Source organism: Veillonella magna DSM 19857, from assembly GCF_000428745.1.
Taxonomy (GTDB): domain Bacteria; phylum Bacillota; class Negativicutes; order Veillonellales; family Veillonellaceae; genus Veillonella_A; species Veillonella_A magna.
The window spans coordinates 479,963-502,162 of the sequence record NZ_KE386795.1 but is presented as its reverse complement, the minus strand read 5'-3'; the positions used below and the strand labels follow the sequence as shown (position 1 = coordinate 502,162).

General features: G+C 46.1%; 17 protein-coding genes, 1 tRNA gene and 1 pseudogene. 15 read left to right on the top strand and 4 right to left on the bottom strand.

Annotation, left to right across the window (positions count from 1 at the left end):
- Window positions 1-432 precede the first annotated feature (432 nt).
- From G344_RS11225 to hemW, 14 genes and pseudogenes are all read left to right on the top strand, one after another.
- Window positions 433-1,623: pseudogene (locus G344_RS11225) on the top strand (IS256 family transposase).
- Window positions 1,624-1,755: 132 nt separating this feature from the next.
- Window positions 1,756-2,877 (top strand): DUF3387 domain-containing protein, encoded by a 1,122-nt coding sequence (locus G344_RS0109265; protein WP_028255964.1) that lies wholly within the window; start codon window positions 1,756-1,758, stop codon window positions 2,875-2,877.
- Between the two features lie 220 nt (window positions 2,878-3,097).
- Complete coding sequence (locus tag G344_RS0109260; protein ID WP_028255963.1) at window positions 3,098-3,871, top strand: hypothetical protein; 774 nt, start codon at window positions 3,098-3,100, stop codon at window positions 3,869-3,871.
- A gap of 218 nt (window positions 3,872-4,089) precedes the next feature.
- Complete coding sequence (locus tag G344_RS0109255; protein WP_028255962.1) at window positions 4,090-4,920, top strand: PHP domain-containing protein; 831 nt, start codon at window positions 4,090-4,092, stop codon at window positions 4,918-4,920.
- A 9-nt stretch (window positions 4,921-4,929) separates the two neighbouring features.
- Window positions 4,930-5,769 carry an Asp23/Gls24 family envelope stress response protein gene (locus tag G344_RS0109250; protein ID WP_028255961.1) on the top strand — a complete coding sequence of 280 codons (840 nt, stop codon included), beginning with the start codon at window positions 4,930-4,932 and terminating at the stop codon, window positions 5,767-5,769.
- Window positions 5,770-5,805: 36 nt separating this feature from the next.
- The gene (miaB, locus tag G344_RS0109245; RefSeq protein ID WP_028255960.1) at window positions 5,806-7,116 is read left to right on the top strand and encodes a tRNA (N6-isopentenyl adenosine(37)-C2)-methylthiotransferase MiaB; all 1,311 of its coding nucleotides are present in this window, start codon (window positions 5,806-5,808) and stop codon (window positions 7,114-7,116) included.
- 94 nt (window positions 7,117-7,210) lie between these two features.
- Entirely contained in the window at window positions 7,211-9,868 is a 2,658-nt protein-coding gene (gene mutS, locus G344_RS0109240; RefSeq protein WP_028255959.1) for a DNA mismatch repair protein MutS, read from the top strand.
- Window positions 9,868-12,027 (top strand): DNA mismatch repair endonuclease MutL, encoded by a 2,160-nt coding sequence (gene mutL / locus G344_RS0109235; RefSeq protein WP_028255958.1) that lies wholly within the window; start codon window positions 9,868-9,870, stop codon window positions 12,025-12,027. The genes mutS and mutL overlap by 1 nt, the downstream gene beginning before the upstream one ends.
- A gap of 8 nt (window positions 12,028-12,035) precedes the next feature.
- A complete protein-coding gene (locus G344_RS0109230) occupies window positions 12,036-12,836 on the top strand; it encodes a class I SAM-dependent methyltransferase (RefSeq protein WP_028255957.1) in 801 nt (266 codons plus the stop codon).
- The gene (gene miaA / locus G344_RS0109225; protein ID WP_028255956.1) at window positions 12,824-13,753 is read left to right on the top strand and encodes a tRNA (adenosine(37)-N6)-dimethylallyltransferase MiaA; all 930 of its coding nucleotides are present in this window, start codon (window positions 12,824-12,826) and stop codon (window positions 13,751-13,753) included. The genes G344_RS0109230 and miaA overlap by 13 nt, the downstream gene beginning before the upstream one ends.
- Before the next feature lie 195 nt (window positions 13,754-13,948).
- Entirely contained in the window at window positions 13,949-15,190 is a 1,242-nt protein-coding gene (locus G344_RS0109220; protein WP_028255955.1) for a methionine gamma-lyase family protein, read from the top strand.
- Window positions 15,191-15,328: 138 nt separating this feature from the next.
- Window positions 15,329-16,390 carry a tRNA 2-thiouridine(34) synthase MnmA gene (gene mnmA / locus G344_RS0109215; protein WP_028255954.1) on the top strand — a complete coding sequence of 354 codons (1,062 nt, stop codon included), beginning with the start codon at window positions 15,329-15,331 and terminating at the stop codon, window positions 16,388-16,390.
- A 12-nt stretch (window positions 16,391-16,402) separates the two neighbouring features.
- The gene (gene lepA / locus G344_RS0109210; protein ID WP_028255953.1) at window positions 16,403-18,208 is read left to right on the top strand and encodes a translation elongation factor 4; all 1,806 of its coding nucleotides are present in this window, start codon (window positions 16,403-16,405) and stop codon (window positions 18,206-18,208) included.
- Window positions 18,209-18,249: 41 nt separating this feature from the next.
- Window positions 18,250-19,425 (top strand): radical SAM family heme chaperone HemW, encoded by a 1,176-nt coding sequence (gene hemW / locus G344_RS0109205; RefSeq protein ID WP_028255952.1) that lies wholly within the window; start codon window positions 18,250-18,252, stop codon window positions 19,423-19,425.
- Between the two features lie 114 nt (window positions 19,426-19,539).
- Here hemW and G344_RS0109200 read toward each other — a convergent pair whose 3' ends face one another.
- The 4 genes from G344_RS0109200 to G344_RS0109185 form a co-directional block, all read right to left on the bottom strand.
- A complete protein-coding gene (locus G344_RS0109200; protein WP_028255951.1) occupies window positions 19,540-19,929 on the bottom strand; it encodes a type II toxin-antitoxin system death-on-curing family toxin in 390 nt (129 codons plus the stop codon).
- On the bottom strand, window positions 19,926-20,069 hold the full coding sequence (locus tag G344_RS12005; protein ID WP_169718815.1) for a hypothetical protein: 144 nt from the start codon (window positions 20,067-20,069) through the stop codon (window positions 19,926-19,928). Before G344_RS12005 ends, G344_RS0109200 begins: the two co-directional genes overlap by 4 nt.
- A gap of 137 nt (window positions 20,070-20,206) precedes the next feature.
- Window positions 20,207-20,282 (bottom strand) — tRNA-Ala (locus G344_RS0109190).
- A 240-nt stretch (window positions 20,283-20,522) separates the two neighbouring features.
- Complete coding sequence (locus G344_RS0109185; protein ID WP_028255950.1) at window positions 20,523-21,038, bottom strand: ECF transporter S component; 516 nt, start codon at window positions 21,036-21,038, stop codon at window positions 20,523-20,525.
- Window positions 21,039-21,270: 232 nt separating this feature from the next.
- Here G344_RS0109185 and G344_RS0109180 point away from each other — a divergent pair, with 232 nt between their 5' ends.
- A complete protein-coding gene (locus tag G344_RS0109180) occupies window positions 21,271-22,200 on the top strand; it encodes an ABC transporter permease (protein ID WP_028255949.1) in 930 nt (309 codons plus the stop codon).

The window sequence follows — 22,200 nt, the reverse complement described above, 5'->3', positions numbered from 1 at the left end:
GGCTTATGCCAAGGTGTTTTCGAAGGGCGTTGTTGCGCCTAATATGACCAAAATTGCTAAAATTTTATTTGAGCCGATTATTAGTCTGGGAGAGTGTGTTACTAGAAAAAACGTACCATATGTAATTAATAGTAAGTACGCAGCTCTTTGGTATAAACAGGAATCAGATATACCAGGGAATCTAAAAAAGCAGCGGATAATGCTAAGGTATACAAGGCTATAGGAAAGTATTTTGACAAGAAAGTCTTGGATAATTTTCTTAGTGGAGTAAAAGTTGATGATATGATGAGTGAGTTACTCACACTCATCAAAGAATCAGATTTATCTGAAACACAAAAAAGGGAGTGTAAAATAGTTTGTGTAAACAGGTTATTATACTAGTCTCAATTATTCCTCTCATAATTGAGCAAACACATAGCAAGGATGAGACTCATGACAAAACGTAAAGAAACTATACTAACTCCCGGTGAAAAAATCGCTCAGCAAATTCTTGATAATTACGATCTAAAAAATACCCAGGATGTACAAGATGCTTTAAAGCAGGTGTTTGGCCCTATTTTTGAAGCTATACTAAAAGGTGAAATGCAAAATCATCTCGGTTATGAAAAGAATGGGCATACAGGAAAGTCTACAAATACTCGCAATGGATATTCAAAGAAAACATTGAATACATCACTGGGAGAAGTCCCTATCTCTGTTCCAAGAGACCGTCAGGGGCAATTTGAGCCTCAAATAGTAAAGAAGTATCAGCGTAATGTATCCTCGATTGAAGGCAAAGTGCTGGCCATGTATGCGCGTGGGATGAGCCAGCGTGACATTGCTGCGACCATTGAAGATATGTATGGATTCTAGCTCTCTCATGAACAAATTTCGAATATTACCGACTGCGTTATGGAAGAAGTAGACCGCTGGCGTACGCGACCATTAAAGCCGTTCTATCCGTTTTCCTTCGTAGACTGCATCTATGTATCTATGCGGACAGAACGTGGTGTTCACCAGGTCGCTGTCTATGTGATGCTTGCTTACGACACTAATGGATATAAAGATGTATTAGGTCTTTGGATTAACGAAACGGAAAGCAAGCATGTATGGATGCAGATTTTTGATGAGCTTAAAGCCCGCGGTATTGAGGAGTTAGGTATTCTCTCGATTGACGGCGTATCCGGGCTGGAAGAAGGTGCCAAGGCTATTTTCCCGAACATCACCGTGCAACGTTGCATCGTCCATCTCATACGAAACTCAATTCGTTATATTCCGCGAAAAGAATGGAGTTCTTTTACTAAGCAATTGAAAGGCATGTATGGTGCTGTAAATGTGGAAGAAGCACGACGTGCGTTCGAAAAGTTAAAAAAAGACTGGCAGGAGTATCCTGGTGCTATCGCTGTTTGGGAAAACAACTTTCAACACGTGGAACAGCTCTTTCACTATGGTAGTGCAGTACGAAAGGCAATGTACACGACCAACGCCATTGAAAGCGTAAATGCCAGTTTTCGCAAAGTCACGAAGAAAGGTTCCTTCCCTAACGAGAATGCTATTTTTAAAATTTTCTATCTTCGTATTCAGGAACTCTATAAGAAATGGACTTCACATCGTCTGGCGAACTGGGCAATGATCCGTAACTAGATGCTTATTGATGAGCGGCTGGGACCTTTGATGGAAAAGTATGACAAAGATTTTTAAGAGTTTACACAAAATATTTGACATGCCCCAGCCATGAAGGAATATACGAGGCGTGACCAGTCTAAGTATGGAGATATGGATATTGCACGAGTAGCCTATCCTAAGTTTCAGGAAAAATTACAGGTGTGCAAAGATTTACTTCACGGATTTGATTTCAGTGGATTTATACATGGCAGTCCGTTAATGATGGCTAAGCTTATTACTGGTGGCGTGAATTTTGTTTTAGATTCGCGGGAACCGGAGCGTAAGGAGTTATTCCTAAAGGAAGCACTTTTATTGCGTCAAGCACATTCGTTATGTTCCAGTATGGCTACTGATATAGAACGGAGAGAAGCTGCTTATATGGAAGCAGTGCGTTCTACGGTGATGAAGATAACATTAGGTGGTTCCGGTGGGAAAACATTATCTTTGAATGAGATTAATGCACAGATTAATGAATTGCTAAAAGCAGCCGTGCAGAGTGATGGCGTCATTAGCTTGTTCGATAGCAGCAAGATGGGTGGAGAACATGTGAATCTTTTTGATCCGGCAGTACTGGAAGAGATTGCTGGTATGAAAGAGAAAAATATTGCGGTTGAAATTTTAAAGAAATTGATGGCAGAGCAGGTGTCCATTTATAAGCGAACCAATGTGGTGCAGTCACAAAAATTTTCGGAGAAGATAGCCCAGCTGATGAGGTCATACTACAATGGGCTAATCACTAATGAAGAAGTTATTAAGGAGCTTCTTAAGACGGCGAAGGAAATTACGGAGCTGTATAAAAATGGAGAAAAGCTTGGCTTATCACAAGAGGAATTAGCCTTTTACGATGCGTTAACAAAGCCGGAGCATATCAAGGACTTTTATCATAACAATGAATTAATTGCGTTGACAAAAGAACTGACGGATATGCTCCGTAAGAGTAGAACCATTGACTGGCAAAAGAAGGAGACGGCGCGCGCAAGTATGCGTATGATGGTCAAGCGCTTGTTACGGAAGTATAAGTATCCGCCGGAAGATTATGATTTTGCTATATCTACTGTCATTAGTCAATGTGAATTATGGACGGATTATACAGAGATGCCGGTAGAAGATACTGGCAATAGTAATCAGCATGTGGGAAACGTCAAAACTTTTACTTATAAAGAGCCGGCCTCAGAGTATCTTGATAATGTTGCTGAGGAAACGGAGGGGAGTAAAACATACCGTATAAAGTAAATCATTGCAACCCATTTTAGACATTGAACCACCGAATTTTATTAAGAGTTTCATAAATGATAGCTCTTTGATTTCTTTATAATTCCATCCCTTCCGCAAATAAACAATTGAAATTATATGCCTGTTTTGTTACTATATAAAATAGTTTGAAAAACAAATATATCTTCTGTAAAGGTGTATATGTTGGTGAATCACGATTGGTATATATGAAGGTGATGGAATGAAGCAAATAAAAGGCTGCTTCTCATGTGATGAGTTTTTTGAAAAGAAGAAGAGTCAGTTAGTTAATGAACCTACGGAATTGTTCTTGTATGATTGGGGGATATCGCTGGCGATAAACACTTACAGAGATGTTACGTCCGGAGCGTATTTTGTTGAACATGGCGATATGTTTAAAGAGAGGTTAGGAGAAAAGTTGGATGCCATGTACAGAGATAAGTTTGGCGAGGTAAGCGATATAGAGGAGTTGGATAATTTTCGCTCTTGCCCGGTAGTAGAACTTGAGTACCAATGGATACAGGAGTGTTCATCTGTACTTTCTGAACTCTTTGCATTTATTAATAGTGACCATTTGTCAGTAGGGGGATTTATATTTTCTCCTAGGACGTTGCTTGATATGATTCGCTGTATATGTGAAGAAGTGAAAGCAAGTAAAGACGGACAAATGGTCATGCAAGATGGCACGAAGGTAGACGCACGTACCTTGCATCAATGGTGGAGAGAAGGCTATCTGCTTGCCACCGGTGTTACTAGCGATGAACGACGCAAGGAATTGATAGACTTATATGAATTTGATCCCGATACATATAGTCCCAAACGTTTTGAAGCGCTATGTGAAATTATGGAAAAACGCTCCACCTCTTTCACCAAAGAGATAGAAAATAAATACCGCCGAATGGACTTACAAGTATTGAAGACGTTTGCTAGAGAAGGGGACGTTGATTACTGTGATGGAGCCGAATTTTTCCTATTAAGTGAAAAAGACCTCATGTAATGAGGTCTTTTTTTTATCGTACCGTTAGCGCCATCGATGCGCAAGGCATGTTTAACCATAATGAACTGCAGTGAAAGGAATGTGAAAAGACAATCTGCTTCGGGCAAATGAAATGCATTCCTACTTGATGAAATTTTATTTTTACGTCATAATAGATTAGATACGAAGAATGTAACCGATTTTGCTAGACATACCGACTGATGAAATGAGGTGAGTGTATGGCGGTAGATTTTCATATGCATACAACATATTCCGACGGAACCATGAGTCCTAAGGCGTTGGCGTCGTTGGCGCGCAAGCGACAGGTAACGACGATAGCCATCACGGATCATGATGAAATCGGCGGCGGTGTATGGTTACACGAGCATCCCGTAGACGGTGTGACAGTAGTGCCGGGTGTGGAGTTCAGTGCCACGTTTCACGGGAAGGATGTACATATATTAGGTTATGCGATTGATACCGCGAATAAGCGGCTTTTAGATTATATTCGTTTTTTTAAAGAAGAACGGCGAACACGTATTATTAAGATGATAACGAAGTGTCAGCAGGCAGGGTATGATGTGAGTGTGGAGGACCTTATGACAACCTGCGGCGAGCATGCGTCATACGGCCGTCCTCATTTGGCACGACTTCTCATCAGCAAGGGATACGTAACAGATATTAACGAGGCCTTTGCCACGGTGCTTCATCCTAAAAGTCCTTGCTATGTGCCGAAGTTCACTGCGCATCCCACGGATATTTTAGATATTATACGGGAGGCCGGCGGTATCGGTGTGCTTGCACATCCCGTGTTGATTCGCAATGATGAGTATGTGACGGAACTACTGGACATGCCCTTTGACGGCATGGAGTGTTATCATCCGAAGCAGGATGAAGAAGCGACGGCCCGTTATCTGGCTATGGCAAAGGAGCGGTCGCTACTCATTAGCGGCGGTTCGGACTTTCACGGCATTCCCAATCGCTATCCGTCTACATTAGGTGAATTTTTAATTACGCCGTCCATGGTGAGTGAATTTATGAGGGCCCTTGGCTTGCGGCCCGGAGTGTAGAGGTGTCCTATGGAAGTAATTGCATTTGTCGGCCCCAGCGGTACCGGTAAGAGTCACCGCGCATTGGTGGTAGCACACGAAAACAACGCACAATGTATTATTGATGACGGTATTTTAATTCATAACAATCGCATCGTGGCCGGGTTTTCTGCGAAGAAGGAGGAAAGCCGTTTGAAAGCGGTGCGTCGCGCTATCTTTCAGGATCCCGTACAGGTAAAGTCCGTGCAGGATCAGTTGCGTAAGATTAATCCCGAACGCATTATGATATTGGGGACGTCGGAAAATATGGTGCGAAAGATTGCCAAAGCATTGGAGATTCCGGCACCGGCGCGATTTATTCATATAGAGGATGTGGCTTCGGCGCGGGATATTGAAAAGGCGCAGTATGCGCGGCTAAAGGAAGGTAAGCATATTATTCCGGTGCCGACCATGGAATTGAAGCCGCATTTTAAAGGGTATTTAATTGATCCCATCAAGTCGATTTGGCGACGGAAACGGGTGCATAAGAAGGGGGCCGAAGAGGATTTTGAAAAGTCTGTCATTCGCCCCGTTTTCAGTTATTACGGCAAGCTGACCTTTTCGGACAATGTCATCATGGCCTTGATTAAGAATAGTTTTAAAAAGGTACAAGGCATTGCGGGCGGTTCGGACATTAAGATTAAAAAGAGTAATAAAGGAACGAATGCCTTATTGCTCAACATGGATGTGTCCGTGTATTACGGTCGACCGGTTAAGGATATCATGGGCGAGCTTAATAAAGCGATTCGCAATGAAATCGAATACATTACCGGCATGTCTGTAGAGCGATTGTCGATAGTTGTTAAAGATATTAAGGATGCCAAGGCGTAACTTGGCGAATACGATAGAGTACAAAGGAGCGTATGCATGAAGCAGTATTATATTTATACGTACGGTTGTCAGATGAATGAAAGTGATTCGGAGCGCTTGGCGCATCAGTTGGAGACGGCAGGCTACACAGCGACGGATGCGGTAGAGGAGGCAGATTTGATCATCCTCAACACATGCTGTGTCCGCGAAACGGCAGAGAATAAAATTTACGGTCGCATCGGTGAGTTAAAGCATTTAAAGGAAAAGAACAAAGATCTTATCTTGGCCATTACCGGTTGCATGGCGCAGAAGAATCAGGCGGATATGTTCAAACGGGCACCGCACATCGATATTGTGTTGGGCACGCATAACATTCAGCATATCAACGAAATGATTGCGGAAGTGCAGCGTACGCATACGCATCAGCTCAATGTGGACATGGATAACACCGTATTGCCAGAGCTGGAGGCAAAGCCAAACGGTACGTTCTTTGCGTGGGTACCGATTATGAACGGCTGCAATAAGTTTTGTACGTACTGCATCGTGCCGCATGTGCGCGGCCGTGAAATCAGCCGCCCCGTGTCGGCCATCGTTGAAGATGTACGTAAGTTAGGGGCGCAAGGGTATAAGGAAATTACATTGCTCGGACAGAATGTAAATTCCTACGGTCTCGATTTTAAAGACGGTACGCATTTCGGTACGCTCATTGATGCACTGGATGGGATTCCGGGGATTGAACGCATTCGGTATATGACGAGTCATCCGCAAGATATGAATAAGGAAATGATTGATGCGTTGGGACGGTCTTCCAATGTGGTGACGCAGCTGCATTTGCCGGTACAGTCCGGGTCCGACCGCATTTTGCACAAGATGAATCGCCATTATACGGTGGAGCATTACAAGGATTTGGTGGCTTACTGCCGCAAGATGATTCCCGGCCTGACGTTGACGACGGATATTATTGTAGGCTTCCCGGGAGAAACAGAAGAAGATTTCGAAGCAACAGTGCAGCTCTTAAAAGATGTGCGCTACGATATGGCGTATACGTTTATTTTCTCGAAACGATCCGGTACGCCGGCGGCTACCATGGAGGATCAGGTGCCGGAGGAAGTAAAGCGCGTACGATTGCAAAAACTCATGGATGTGCAAAACGAAATTTCCTTAGCGCTTAATAAGGACATGGAAGGGCATGTGTACGATATTATTATAGAAGGTCCGAGCCGTACGGACGAAACCATGTGGTTCGGTCGTACCTCCGGTAATAAGATGGTGCTGTTCCCGCGGGAAGATCGCTTGCATGTCGGTGATACGGTGCAGGCACGCATTACGAAGGGACAGACCTGGGTGCTTTACGGAGAGATTCTGTAATCGGTGCTGCTAGTTGAATGCACTGCATGGCATCCGCTTGTAACGGTGGAGCTATGTGGTGCATAGGCATATATCATAGATGAGAGGGACGGTAATGGCGAAAAAGCAAACGCCCATGATGGAGCAGTATTTCAGCATTAAGGATCAATATCCCAATGAATTGCTGTTCTATCGGTTAGGCGATTTTTACGAATTGTTTTACGACGATGCCATTACGGCATCACGAGAATTAAATATAACCTTAACCGGACGAAACTCCGGGGAAAGCGATAAGGCACCTATGTGCGGTGTACCGTATCATGCGGCGGAAAGCTACATTGAAAAGCTGATTCAAAAAGGCTACAAGGTAGCGATTTGCGAACAGGTGGAGGATCCGAAGGCGGCGAAGGGGATTGTGAAGCGCGATGTGATTCGCGTGGTTACGCCGGGGACGCTTATGACGGAAAACGGTACGGATTCGCGGGAAAATAATTTCTTGGCCCTGTTCTATCGCACGAAGGAAGCCTTTGTACAACTATACAGTGACATCAGCACGGGGGAAATCATTTGGGATCGCCTGGCAGATACGGACGATCGGATGGGACCGGTGCTGGATGCGCTGTCCATGTATCGCCCGTCGGAGTTGGTGTTGGCCGGAGAGACGACATTGACGAAGGATATGTCCGGATTTATCAGCAATCAGTTTTCCCGGTTGGTGGAATCCCCGTTCCATCCGGATGTGGATGTGGACGTGCTGCGCAGTACGGCGCGAGCCCAGTTTGTCGATATCGGCTTGGTTGAGGAAGATGTACTGGAAGCACTGGGGTATTTGCTGTTGTATTATCAGTCGGTGATCAAGGCGGATATTTCCCATATTAACTATGTTCATCAGCGGAGCCTGGGAGATCGGATGATTCTCGATACATCCTGCCTTCGCCATTTGGAGGTTACTCACAATTTACGCGACGGTGGTACCAAGGGCACGCTGCTGAGCATATTGGATCGCACATTAACACCTATGGGGGCACGCCTGTTAAAGCAATGGGTGGAAAGCCCGCTTATGGATGTATATCACATACAGCGTCGTCAAAATGCTATTGCGGAGTTGGTGGCAAAGCCGGCGCTGCGTGACGGTATTCGAGACACGTTGCGATCGGTCTTTGATTTCGAGCGTATCCTAAGTCGTGTGGAAACAGGCTCCGTATCGCCGCGCGATTTTACCTCGCTGCGCGAATCGTTGCGGACTTTGCCGGCTTTGCGAGGGCTTACGGAGGACTTTGAAGCATCGGCGTTGCAAGAGGTGGCCTCTCGTATTGATACGCACGATGCTGTGTATGAATTGTTGGCTACGGCTATTGCCGAGCAGCCGGCACTTACCTTAAAGGATGGACGCGTGATTCGCGACGGTTACAACGAAGAACTGGATGAACTTAGGTCATTGGCGACGAACAGCCAGGAATGGCTGCATCGCCTGGAAGAGGATGTAAAAGAAAAGACGGGCATACGACTGCGCACCGGTTATAACAAGGTGTTCGGGTATTATTTTGAAGTGCCTCATTCCCATACGGATGCAGTGCCTGCCTATTTCGTGCGCAAACAAACCTTGGCTAATGCGGAGCGATACATTACGCCGGAGCTAAAGGAGTTTGAAGTTAAAATCCTCAGTGCCAAGGAAAAAATTATCAGCCTGGAGCAGCAGCTGTACCAAGAGTTGCGTAACCGGATTAAAGCGGTTGTCCGTCCCATACAGGAAACGGCACGCGCGTTGGCACAGCTTGATGTGTTGGCCGGGTTGGCGACGGTAGCTTACGAAGAGCAATACATTTGTCCTACCGTAACGATGAACGGTCAAATCGTGATCCGTGACGGACGTCATCCGGTGATTGAAAAATATTTGAAGCATGAAGTGTTCGTACCAAATGATGTAACGCTGAATCACGATGAAGAAGAATTTTTACTGATTACCGGACCGAACATGGCCGGTAAGTCAACATATATGCGGCAGGTAGCGGTGCTCATGATCATGGCGCAAATCGGTTCCTTTATTCCGGCGCGAGAAGCGACGATTTCACCGGTGGATAGGATTTTTACCCGTGTCGGTGCCAGCGATGATATTTCTACCGGGCAGAGTACGTTCATGGTAGAGATGAAGGAAGTGGCATATATTTTGGAAAACGCCACGTCGAAGAGCTTGCTCATTCTCGATGAAATCGGACGGGGGACCAGTACCTTTGACGGACTTAGCATTGCGCAAGCCGTAGTGGAATATATTTATCGCCATATTCACGGCAAGACATTGTTTGCTACGCACTATCACGAATTGATTCATTTGGAAGAGGTGTATCCGCGCCTTAAAAATTATACGGTAGCCGTTAAGGAGAAGGGCAAGGATGTTGCTTTCTTGCGACGCATTGTAAAAGGCGGTGCCGATCGCAGTTACGGTATTCACGTGGCGCGCTTGGCAGGACTGCCTGCCGATGTATTGACCCGTGCGGAGGAATTACTACAGGCCTTGGAAGCCGGCAGTCATCGGGACGGTGAGGATGCGATGCGCACCTTACCGGCGCAGGTGGCGGAACCGGCGAAGAAGGTGTCGAAGGCGAGTCGTCAACAAGCAGCAGCGGAAGAAGCCGGGTTTGGCAGCGGTAATTTGTTTACTTCTTCTGTAATCGACGATTTGTTAGCGGTGGATGTAATGAGTCTTACGCCTATCGAAGCGTTAAATGTATTGTATAAATTACAGGAAAGCGCGCGTAAGGGAGGCGGTAAATAATGGCACATATTCACGTATTGGATGAAGCGACAATTAATAAAATAGCTGCCGGCGAGGTAGTAGAACGTCCGGCATCGGTTATTAAGGAGCTTCTGGAAAATGCGGTGGATGCCGGTGCGACTTCCATCGATGTGGAAATTGCCGAAGGCGGCGTAGCCTATATGCGCGTCACGGATAACGGTATCGGCATGACCGAGGAGGATGCGCGCTTGGCGGTGCTTCGTCATGCTACCAGTAAAATCGCTTCGGTAGATGACTTGTTTGCCATTGCGTCCCTGGGTTTTCGCGGCGAAGCATTGGCCAGTATTGCGTCGGTATCGCATTTCAGTTTGACTACGCGCACGGCAGATAATGAAATGGGAACCCGCATCACCATTGACGGCGGTCATGATATGGAGTGCATGCCTTACGGCGCACAGCCGGGGACGACCATCGAAGTACGCGATTTATTTTACAACACGCCGGCGCGGCGCAAGTTTTTAAAAACGGAACGCACGGAAACGGCAAAGATACAGGACATGGTGGGGAAGCTGGCTTTGAGCAATCCCCACATTGCATTTAAATTGGTAAGTAATGACAAGGTCAGTCTTATTACGCCGGGCAGCGGAGATATTACGGATACTATCGCGGCCTTGTACGGTTACAAGGTTAAGGAGGATCTGTTCCCCGTAGCGTATGAAATCGAAGGTGTCCGCGTGGACGGTGTCGTATCTAAACCGACATTGTTAAAAAGCAGTCGCATATGGCAGACGGTAATCGTCAACAATCGCGTCATCGGTGATAAGGCTATTAACAAAGCCATCGACAATGCGTACCATGCGCTGTTGCCGAAAGGGGGTTACCCCTTGGTGGTGCTCAGCATTGTTGTGCCGCCGGAGGTCGTGGATATCAACGTGCACCCACGCAAAAGCGAGGTTAAGTTTTCCGATGACAAGCCTATTTTTAAAGCTGTGTATCACGGCGTTTTACAGGCGCTGGAACATCCGTTGCGCCAAGTGGAAAGCGGTAGGCTACATCAAGAAACGGAATCGGTTATCGCCACGGATATTCGGTACGAAAAGGTATTCGAAGGACGACGCAACTTGTCCTTGCGGCCCGATGAAGGGGACCTGTCGATAGGCACTGATGGCAAGTTATCGGGGAATGTCGGTGCAGGATACGGGCATGACAGAATAGAATCTACGCATAACGGAACGGCATTCACGCATAACGAGACCGCGTCGGTATATGATGACAGCGAATCTAATCAAGGTGCAGGCAAGGCTGCCTGGGAGCGTCGGCGCGAGAAAACCAATGAATTGGTAGAAAAAATTCGCAGCGGTGAATATGTGCCACAGCGGCCGGTTCGCTACGAACAGGAGCAGCTGGGGGATGATTCCTTTGTAACGAATGCCCAGCCTTCGACATATACCCCGGCAGAGATACAGCAATTTTCGTCCTTGCAGGAAGCATATCGTCAAGATGGATTTTACGGTGAAGAGCAACGGCGCGAACGGGAAAACGATACTGCCAGCAGCGCAGCGGCAGCAGATAGCGGTAATGAATCAGCCGCGGTAGCACCTGACGGATTACCGCAACGGGTGATTGCTAACAGCGGATTGGTTCCGTTGGGACAAGTGGCCGACTGTTATATCGTAGCGAAAAAGGGAAGCGATTTATATATTATCGATCAGCATGCGGCGCATGAGAGAATACGCTATGACAAGCTTTGTAAATCGGCAGCGGCCATCCCTATGCAGGAGCTGTTGATTCCCTTGATGTTTGATGCGACCGATGAGGAGCAAACATTGGTAGAAGAGCAGGCGGAGGCCTTTGCGGATTTAGGGTTTGCCGTTGCTTTAGGCGGTCCTACACAAATTCGCGTTGACGGTGTGCCCAGTGATTTGGTAGAGAACAAGGCTATTGATGTACTGCGTCACACCTTCACCTATATGCTGGACGGCGAAATGCCGACCAAGGCACAGCTGCGTCATGAAATGCTGGCCTATGCATCGTGCCGCGGTGCTATTAAAGCTGGACATAGTCTTAACATGTACCAAATTTCCGTATTAATCGAAGATTTATTTGCTACCGATAAACCGTATGTGTGTCCTCACGGACGTCCTACTATTATCCGTTTTACTCCGGATGAACTGGGAAAATTGTTTAAGCGTAGCTAGGAGGATGTATGACGATAGTTACGGTATCGCAGAAAGCAACAGTAGAGGAACGCAGGGAAGCCGAGGCGGTAGCGAAATGCTTGGCCTTGCCTTATGAGGAGCGACGGGAGCGATCGTTGCCGACCATGCAGAAAATATACGGGGCGGACGATATTTTGGTAATTACTAAGAAGGGACCGCAACTATATACCGGCGAAGGCAAGGAGCATACCTTTCATTTATCTATGGCACAGCTTAGGCTATTGCGATTGCAGCGCGGCGGTGTGGATCATCTGGCAGAGGCAGTAGGCGATGAGCCGTTGGAATCGTTCCTGGATTGTACCGTAGGTCTTGGGGCAGACAGTCTCATTGTGTCGTACGTACATCCGGAGTGCCCTAGGTATATCGGGCTCGAAGGGGTACCGGCATTGGCGTATATTACAAATTACGGTTGTCGTCACTTTACGCATAAAGAGCACGCTGTTACGGCGGCGCTGCGACGGCTGCAGATTGTGGCGGTGCGTTACGAACAATTTCTGGCGCAGCAACGGGAGAATAGTATTGACGTTATTTATTTCGATCCCATGTTTGAGGTGCCTGTGAAGGAAAGTCCTCAGTTTACGGGACTGCGCGGTCATTTGGTAGAAATCGGGTTTACTGCGGATACGTTACGGCGGGCGCTGGCGGTGGCACGACGCAAGGTCATCGTAAAGGAACGACCTTTTGCGCAGCTGTTTCAAACGATGCGTCCTACACGGTTGTTAGGCGGTAAGTACAGTCGCGTAGCTTACGGCGTATATGAGAAAGGAGCGACAATGTGGAACGATTGATTACCATTTTGGGACCTACTGCGGTGGGCAAGACGGAATTAACGCTCCGCCTTGCCGAGACATTATCATCGTCGGTAATTTCCGGTGATGCGTATCAGATTTATCGCGGGCTTTCCATCGGAACGGCTAAACCCTCGGCAGAGGAATTGGCACGGGTACCGCATCATCTTATTGATATTCTCGATCCTGATGAACCGTACAGCGCAGCTGTTTTCCAGGAACAGGCGGCAGCTATTATCAGGGACTGTGCGGCAAAGGGAGAGATTCCCATTCTTTCCGGCGGCACCGGTTTTTATGTACAGTCGTTGCTGGAGCAATACGATTTTGCAACGGCAGAGCCTAATGAATCCTTGCGACAGCGCCTGGATGTATTGGTAGCTACCGAAGGCGAAGAGGCACTCAAGGCCTATGCTATGTCGCTGGCGGCCAAGGGACGGATTACGTTGCGCTTTACGGATAAGCACCGTTTATATCGAGCCATCGAATTGATGGAGCGCGGTGACTATGCGGCGCTGACGACCCAGACAAAGGCAGGCCTTGCCTATGAGGGCCCAGTGATTGGACTTAGACGACCGCGGGAAGAGTTGTACGCACGAATTAATTTGCGTGTGGATCTCATGGTAGAGGCCGGTTTGTTTGAAGAGGTAGAAGACTTACTGGCATCCGGTGTGTCACCGCATTCGCAAGCCTTTAAGGGCATCGGCTACAAGGAAACGCTGGACTATTTTGCCGGCAAAGCCACCAAGGAAGAGGCGGTGGCGGCGATAAAGCAAAATACGCGGCGTTTTGCCAAACGGCAAATTACGTGGTATAAACGAATGCCTTATATTGAATGGATAGACATTGATGCGGCTATGACCGGTGATGATATTTATGAGAAGGCTATGGACATAGTGAAATCTTATTTTGAAGGCTAATACAGGCAATTTGCCTTGCGTACATACTATAAAAATAGATGTGAGAAACAGAAGCAATATAAAAGGCGAAGCAAAACAAATGTAAGATTGAAGCAAAAATAGAATTAGAACAGAAGTAGAAAAATAAAAGTAAAAAAATAGAAGTAAAAAATAAAAGTAAAAAATAGAAGTAAAGAAGATAGGAAGTTGTACTACATGAATATGGAAGAATTACGCGCTACAGCCCTTGCTATGGCGGAGCCGCAATTTAAAAAATTTGAACCTATTGCGTTGGCAAATACAAAAAAAGTACTGGAAGCGTTTAAAGAGTGTCAGTTGTCGGATTACCATTTTAACGGTACTACCGGTTACGGGTATAACGATAGCGGACGCGAGAAATTGGATGAAGTGTTTGCTCATGTGTTCCGCGGTGAAAAGGCGTTGGTACGAGCTCATTTCGTATCCGGTACCCATGCATTGGCTACGACACTTATCGCGTTGTTAGGCAGCGGTAAGGATGGACGCGAATTTGTGTATGCCGTTGGCGCACCGTACGATACGATGCAATCCGTTATCGGCGCAGACCGAGACGTTCCGGCGTCACTTACGGAAAAGGGCTTTATATATAAGGAAGTGCCGCTCAAGGAGGGTACGTATGATTTAGAAGGAATTGCTGCGGCGGTTACTTCCGATACGCGCGTCGTAGTCATTCAGCGTTCCCGCGGATACAGTACACGTGAACCCTTGTCGGTACATGATATCGGGCGTATTTGCAAAGCCGTTAAAGCGGTCAACCCGAAGACAATTTGCTTTGTGGATAATTGCTACGGTGAGTTTACGGAAACAACAGAACCGCTGGAACACGGTGCGGACATTATGGCCGGGTCTTTAATAAAAAATGCCGGCGGCGGTATTGCTCCGACCGGTGGCTATGTAGTGGGGCGCGAAGACTTGGTGGAACGAGTAGCCTATGAATTGACGGCACCCGGCTTGGGGGACCATATGGGATCGTACACGCCGGGGTATCGCTTATTCTTCCAAGGCTTGTTCCTGGCACCTCATGTAGTGTTGCAGGCGTTAAAGGGGGCTGTGTATACGGCGGCTGTAGGCGAGCTTTTGGGATACGACGTGTTCCCGAAGGTGGATGCACAGCGATTCGATTTAATTCAGGCTATTAATTTGCACTCCGCAGAAGAAATGGAACAGTTCTGCCGAGGCATGCAAGCGTATTCGCCGGTAGATGCTCATGTACGTCCTGTACCGGGTGACATGCCGGGGTATGCGGACAAGATTATCATGGCCGGTGGCACCTTTGTACAAGGGTCCTCCATTGAGCTCAGCGCCGATGGACCGATTCGTCCGCCGTATACTATTTTTATGCAAGGCGGCTTGGTATTTGAGCATTCGATGCTGGGTATTTTAGGTGCGGCCGAAGAAATTTTGAAATACCGTAAATAGCCTTTTATCGATGAGTTGTGGTATACTTTATTTGTTTTATTGTTTGTATATACATATTCGGACTTTCACTCTGTATCATGTATATGTAGTTTTACAGTGCCGACGGTTGATAACCGGCCGGTAACAGAAGGAGAAAGCATGGAAAAAGTTGTTGCAGTAGCAATGAGTGGGGGCGTTGACAGCTCCTTAACGGCAGCGATGCTGTTAGAACAAGGGTATAAGGTATTTGGTATTACATTGCGTCTATGGGTGAGCGATACGGATCCCGACGATATTCCGTTAGCTGTGACGGACGCTAAGAAAATGTGTGATTTTCTCGGCATTGAACATCATGTAGTCGATGCTCGCGATACCTTTTATGAAAACGTAGTCGATTATTTTGTTAATGAGTATGCCGCCGGGCGTACACCGAATCCCTGTGTATTCTGCAATAAGAATATAAAGTTTGATCTACTGTTAAATAAGGCCTTGGAATTAGGGGCCACTCATATGGTAACCGGTCATTATGCGCAGGTGCGTTACAATGAGGATACCGGTTTGTACGAACTTCATAAGGGGGATGACCCCAGCAAGGATCAAAGCTATGTGCTGTACACCTTGAATCAGCATATCTTGAGCCATCTCATGTTCCCCTTGGGGGCGCAGAAGAAAACATTGACCCGCTCCATGGCATCGGACCGTGATTTACCGGTAGCCAATAAGCCGGACAGCGAAGATATTTGCTTCTTGCCGAATCATAATTACCAGAAGTTCGTCGCCGGTCAGCTAACGGAAACACCGAAGCCGGGACACATTGTGCATGAGAACGGTGAAGTGCTGGGCACACACAACGGACTCTTCAACTATACGATCGGTCAGCGTAAAGGGCTGGGGATTGCCTATAAATATCCGTTGTACGTGGTGCGCCTTGATGGTCAAACGAATGAAGTCATCGTAGGACCGAACGAAAGCTTATTTACCAATAAGATGATTTGTAAACATTATAATTTCTTGTCCGGCACGATTCCGAAGGAGTTGCGCGCTACCGGGAAAATTCGGTATGCTGCCAATCCGTCGCCGTGCACGGCACGTATTTTAGATGATACAACGATGGAGGTTGTATTCGATGAACCGCAGCGTGCGATTACTCCGGGACAGTCCGTAGTGTTCTATGACGGAACGCAAGTCCTGGGTGGCGGTGTCATCGAAAATATTCTTTGAGAGGGGTAGTCTATGGCATCGACTGAACACATTCGCAATTTTTGTATTATTGCTCATATAGACCATGGCAAGTCCACGTTAGCCGATCGACTTATCGAAGAAACCGGTACACTCACTAAGCGCGAGATGGAAGCGCAAGTGTTGGATTCCATGGATTTGGAGCGTGAACGAGGCATCACCATTAAGGCGCAGTCCGTTCGGTTGCTGCATACGGCAAAGGACGGTAAGCAATATACGCTTAACTTGATTGATACACCCGGTCATGTAGATTTTAGCTACGAAGTATCCCGTTCGCTGGCAGCTTGCGAGGGGGCACTGCTCGTAGTAGACGCAGCGCAAGGCGTAGAGGCACAGACATTGGCTAATGTGTATCTGGCCTTGGAGCATGATTTGGAGATTATTCCCGTTATCAACAAGATTGATTTGCCCAGCGCCGATCCGGAACGGGTAAAGCGTGAAATCGAAGATATTATCGGTCTCGATGCATCCGATGCCATTCTCGCCAGTGCGAAGTCGGGCATAGGCATTCAGGATATTTTAGAGGCTATTGTTGAACGCATTCCGGCACCGCCGGATAAATCCGACGAACCGACGCGGGCACTGATTTTTGATTCCCGTTTTGATTCGTATAAGGGGGCCATCGCTTACGTACGCGTTAAGGAAGGCTCCATTAAGAAAAAAGACATCATTCGCATGATGCACGATTCCAAGGATTTTGAAGTTACGGAGTTAGGTGTGTTCACACCGAATTTATTGCCTGTGGAAGAACTGACCTGCGGGTCCGTTGGTTGTATTGCGGCGAGCATTAAGAACGTGCGCGACTGCCATGTGGGCGACACGGTAACGAAGGCGGATAATCCGGCTAAGGAACCGCTTCCGGGGTATCGCAAAGCAGTGTCGATGGTATATTGCGGTTTGTATCCTACAGACAGTAAGGATTACGACAATTTGCGCGATGCACTGGAAAAATTAAATCTTAACGACGCTGCCTTGGAGTATGAACCGGAAACGTCCATTGCCTTGGGCTTTGGTTTCCGTTGCGGCTTCCTCGGCTTGTTGCATATGGATGTCATTCAGGAACGATTGGAACGAGAATACAATCTATCACTTATTACTACGGCGCCGAGTGTAAACTACAAAGTACATAAAACAAACGGCGATGTACTGGAAATCGACAACCCGTCCAAGCTGCCGCCACCGACGGAAATTGATTTCATCGAAGAACCGTATGTAAAAGCGACGACCATCGTGCCGAAGGATTACGTCGGGGCCATTATGGAATTGTCTCAGGATAAACGCGGCGAGTACCAGAGTATGGAATACTTGGATGAAACGCGCGTGTCCATCGTATATCACTTGCCGTTGGGAGAAATCATTTACGATTACTTCGATAAGTTGAAGTCGGCTACCAAAGGCTATGCATCGCTTGATTATGAATTGATCGGTTACAAAGCATCGCCGATGGTGAAGATGGATATTTTGCTTAACGGCGATCCGGTGGATGCGTTGAGTATTATCGTTCACAAGGACAGAGCCGCTATGCGCGGTCGAGCATTGGCCGAAAAGCTAAAGGAATTAATTCCGCGTCAAATGTTTGAAATTCCTATCCAAGCTGCGGTGGGAAATAAAATTGTAGCCCGCGAAACGGTAAAAGCATGGCGCAAAGACGTATTGGCCAAATGTTACGGCGGCGATATCAGCCGTAAGCGTAAGCTTTTGGAAAAACAAAAGGAAGGCAAAAAGCGCATGAAGGCGGTAGGCAGTGTAGAAATTCCGCAGGAAGCGTTTATGGCTATCCTTAAGGTAGACGATAAATAAAAAGAAACTATAATGTGGATTACATAATAAGGAGTACGGTAATGGATACACCATGTGTAACGACCGACTCGACAGGACGGGATATGGGGATTTATCTTCATATCCCGTTTTGTCGACATAAATGTGCGTACTGCGATTTTGCGGCGTATGAAGGACTGCAGGCATATTATGATGAGTATGTGGAAGCCCTTTGTCACGAAATTGAATTATGGGTTGAGAAATATCCGGAATGCACCAAGATTCCGGTGGATACCATCTATTTTGGTGGGGGCACACCGACGCAATTATCATTGGAGCAGTTGGGTAAGATTTTGAGCGCGGTATCGCAGTATTTTACATGGAAGCCCAATGTAGAAGCAACGATTGAAGCCAATCCCGGAGAATTGTCTTTCGCGTATGTGAAGGGATTACGTGAGCTGGGATATAATCGGATCAGCTATGGCGTGCAGTGTTTTGACGATGCCTTGTTACGGCTCTTGCGGCGAGGACATACGGCTGCAGAAGCTCACCGGGCAGTACACGAAGCGGTGGAAGCAGGCTTTACGAATAGTAACATTGATTTGATTTACGGTTTGCCGGGACAATCGGTGGAAGATATACGCAGACAAGTGCGGACCGCCGTTGCGTTACCGATTACGCATATTTCTATTTATGGATTACAATTGGAGCCGGGAACCAATTTGCATGCACAGGTAGAGCAGGGGAGGATTTGCTTACCCGATGAGGATGCTGCCGAGTCTATGTATGATTGCATGCTGGATACATTGGCCGAGGCCGGCTTTGAACGGTATGAGATTTCTAATTTTACAAACTGTGGTGCATACAGCCGCCATAATTTACGGTACTGGCAGTATAAGGACTACTTGGGATTCGGTGCCGGGGCCCATTCCTTTTACAAGGGAGTGCGTCGTGAAAACGAAGGGTATGTAGTACCTTATGTCAATCGTTTGCGCAATCATCGGCTTCCCCTTATAGAAGAGGTTGCTATTGATGAAGCACGTGCGATGGGAGATTTTTGTTTTCTTGCGCTTAGAACTAAGTGGGGATTATGTGCTACGACGTTTGAAGAAACATTTCACCAATCATTGGAAGACACGTACGGCGAAATATTGGAGAGGCTGACAAGACAACAGCTTCTTGAACAGCGTGAAGACTCTTGGCATTTAACACGGCTGGGTGCTAAATACGGCAATCATGTATTTGCAGAATTTATTTGAAAAAAGGCTGTAATAAAATGAGCTTTTTACTCATTTTATTACAGCCTTTTGACTTTTATTGTAATGGCAGAGATAATAATATATTCTACATATATTATTCAGTATTAATAGTGATTAATCAGAACTTTTTTGTATTAGCCACTCTTTGAGAACTTCCACTGTTATTGAACCATCAGCTACCCCGATAATCAACTCTTCAGCCTCGTCATCGGTATAATTGAGGGAAATATTTTCAACAGCCAAATAAACCTGCATCGAATGAAAAGCGGTGCGCTTATTTCCGTCTGTGAAAGCATGATTTTTTGCCAGTCCATAGCATAATTGAGCTGCTTTGTCATAAATCGTAGGGTAGAGTTCTTCGCCGGCAAAAGTTTGGAAAGGGGCATTTACAGCAGACTCAAGTAAATTATAGTTGTGTATACCGGACTTCATAATAGAGGAGGCTTGGAGTTCTTCGTGAAAACCAATGATATCATCTATTAAAAATTGAATAATTTCAGTCATCTGTTTTCCAATCTTTTATATAAGTTTTGGTTACGTTTAAGAATCTGTGCTGATAGTAGTTTTACTTTCTTAGCTAATTGTTCAGAGTTTTTTGTTGTTATAATTACTTTCTTGGTCTTATCTGATGCTATATTTTTCATACAGAATCTCCTTTCTGCTACAATATTATTATAGCGAATAAAACCGTGGAAAAACAAGGTGCAAAGGCTATATACTCCTATAAGCACTAAAAAAGAACGGTACTGCAAGTATATGCAATACCGTTCTTTTTAACTGATGGTGGAGATAAGCGGGATCGAACCGCTGACCTCTTGAATGCCATTCAAGCGCTCTCCCAGCTGAGCTATACCCCCATGTGTTACTCGTACATAATACTAAATTTATGAAATGGTGTCAATAGGGAGAGCAGTATTCACAATAAGAATTTATAATACAGTGTATACTATGACCGGCAATTACTGTCATAGTATACCTAGCAATTACAGTCATAGTATACCTAGCAATTACTGTCATGGGATACATAATCGGCAATTACTATCTGTAATGGCTATACATTTAAATAGAAATTAACGATTGATGGTTTTTGAACTGTATCAATGTTTTTTGAACTGTCGCAATATGGCGCGCACTAGAAATAAGGTGATGACACAACCTACACCGCTGGTGAGAAAAGAAGCGGGTAAACGGATGGTGGCTGCCGCCATACTGTTGAGAACATAGGCCCAAGCAATCCAATATCCAAAGGCAGTCCAAACGGAACCGATGATAAGAGCCAGGATAAGCTTTCCCAGGCTATAGGTGAGTTGATAAAAGGGACGGGGACGCATACCTACCAATATAAGTCCTACAAATAATCCGGCAAGGCCTTTAATTACGATAGAAAAAAGAGTATAGGCGGAGTGCCCCATAACAAGATCGAACAGGGCCGAACCGATGGCACCTGCCAAGGCTCCGTACATTCCGCCGAACAGAGCACCGATGGTGAAGAGTGCCGCTGATCCAAGGTGGACCATGCCGCCATTGGGTAAGGGAATTAATATTGATGTGGCGATGGCGCATAGTGCGGAAAGAACACCGATATAAACGATATCACGAACAGATAGATTCATATATACGACCTCCTTTATTAGGCATGTTGCTATTATAGGAGAATTGATGCCAACGGTAAATATACAGAAAGAAAATTCAAGAGAGGACAGATGCAAGACGCAGGCGACACAAAACGCATAATGTATACATGAGAGGTGCTTGATAAAGCTAGGATGATAATGTTCTATAATATGGTACAATAGTAAAAACTAAAAGTATCAGAGCATTACCAAGATGAGGAGAGTGAAACGAATGGGTATGTACTTGGTTAAACGATTGACCGGTGCGATAGTAGTCATGTGGGCTATCATAACCATTACTTTTTTATTAATGCATGCTATCCCCGGCGGTCCTTTTACGGAAGAAAAGAAATTGCCTCCGCAAATTAAGGCGAGTATAGAAGCTACCTATCATTTGGACAGACCGGTGTGGCAACAGTATACGGAGTACATGGGACAGATTGTTAAGGGTGATTTGGGACCGTCTTATAAATATATCGGTCGCAGCGTAAATGATATTGTCGCGGAATCCTTTCCCGTATCGGCACAGCTGGGCTTTGGTGCATTGGTGGTGGCGCTCGTAGGCGGTGTAATAGCCGGTGTTATCAGCGCATTACGACCCAACTCTTGGATTGATTACGGCGTGACGTTTTTTTCAACATTAGGTATATCCGTACCTACCTTCATTATCGGCGCTGTACTTGTCTATTGGTTGGGATTTGTATGGCCCATTTTTCCGGTAGCCTTGTGGAAGGGGCCGTCCTATATGGTATTACCAATCCTTACATTGGCAGCACAGCCGATGGCATTTATTGCGCGCCTTACCAGAACTACCATGATCGAAGTACTACAGCAGGAATATATTAAAACAGCCAGAGCCAAAGGGCTAAGTCAATTTCAGATTGTATGGCATCATGCACTGGGTAATGCGATTCTTCCGGTTATTACCTATATCGGACCGTTGGCAGCGGCTTTGTTTACAGGCAGCTTTATCGTAGAAACTATTTTTGCCATTCCCGGTTTGGGTAAATATTTTGTCACCTCTATTTACAATCGTGATTATACGGTTATCCTCGGGGTTACGATGTTCTACAGTGCTTTGGTAGTGGCGTTTAATTTGTTAGTGGATATTGTTTATCCTCTTATCGATCCGCGCGTTACCGTAGGAAGGAGGCGTGATTAA

Excerpts from the sequence above, each read along its gene's own strand:
- hemW (WP_028255952.1), top strand. The coding sequence starts at position 18,250 with ATGGATACACCATGTGTAACGACCGACTCGACAGGACGGGATATGGGG.
- G344_RS0109180 (WP_028255949.1), top strand. The coding sequence starts at position 21,271 with ATGGGTATGTACTTGGTTAAACGATTGACCGGTGCGATAGTAGTCATG.
- mnmA (WP_028255954.1), top strand. The coding sequence starts at position 15,329 with ATGGAAAAAGTTGTTGCAGTAGCAATGAGTGGGGGCGTTGACAGCTCC.
- G344_RS0109230 (WP_028255957.1), top strand. The coding sequence starts at position 12,036 with ATGACGATAGTTACGGTATCGCAGAAAGCAACAGTAGAGGAACGCAGG.
- G344_RS0109200 (WP_028255951.1), bottom strand. The coding sequence starts at position 19,929 with ATGACTGAAATTATTCAATTTTTAATAGATGATATCATTGGTTTTCAC.
- G344_RS0109220 (WP_028255955.1), top strand. The coding sequence starts at position 13,949 with ATGAATATGGAAGAATTACGCGCTACAGCCCTTGCTATGGCGGAGCCG.
- G344_RS0109265 (WP_028255964.1), top strand. The coding sequence starts at position 1,756 with ATGGATATTGCACGAGTAGCCTATCCTAAGTTTCAGGAAAAATTACAG.
- G344_RS0109250 (WP_028255961.1), top strand. The coding sequence starts at position 4,930 with ATGGAAGTAATTGCATTTGTCGGCCCCAGCGGTACCGGTAAGAGTCAC.
- mutL (WP_028255958.1), top strand. The coding sequence starts at position 9,868 with ATGGCACATATTCACGTATTGGATGAAGCGACAATTAATAAAATAGCT.
- lepA (WP_028255953.1), top strand. The coding sequence starts at position 16,403 with ATGGCATCGACTGAACACATTCGCAATTTTTGTATTATTGCTCATATA.
- G344_RS0109185 (WP_028255950.1), bottom strand. The coding sequence starts at position 21,038 with ATGAATCTATCTGTTCGTGATATCGTTTATATCGGTGTTCTTTCCGCA.
- miaB (WP_028255960.1), top strand. The coding sequence starts at position 5,806 with ATGAAGCAGTATTATATTTATACGTACGGTTGTCAGATGAATGAAAGT.
- mutS (WP_028255959.1), top strand. The coding sequence starts at position 7,211 with ATGGCGAAAAAGCAAACGCCCATGATGGAGCAGTATTTCAGCATTAAG.
- G344_RS0109255 (WP_028255962.1), top strand. The coding sequence starts at position 4,090 with ATGGCGGTAGATTTTCATATGCATACAACATATTCCGACGGAACCATG.
- G344_RS12005 (WP_169718815.1), bottom strand. The coding sequence starts at position 20,069 with ATGAAAAATATAGCATCAGATAAGACCAAGAAAGTAATTATAACAACA.
- G344_RS0109260 (WP_028255963.1), top strand. The coding sequence starts at position 3,098 with ATGAAGCAAATAAAAGGCTGCTTCTCATGTGATGAGTTTTTTGAAAAG.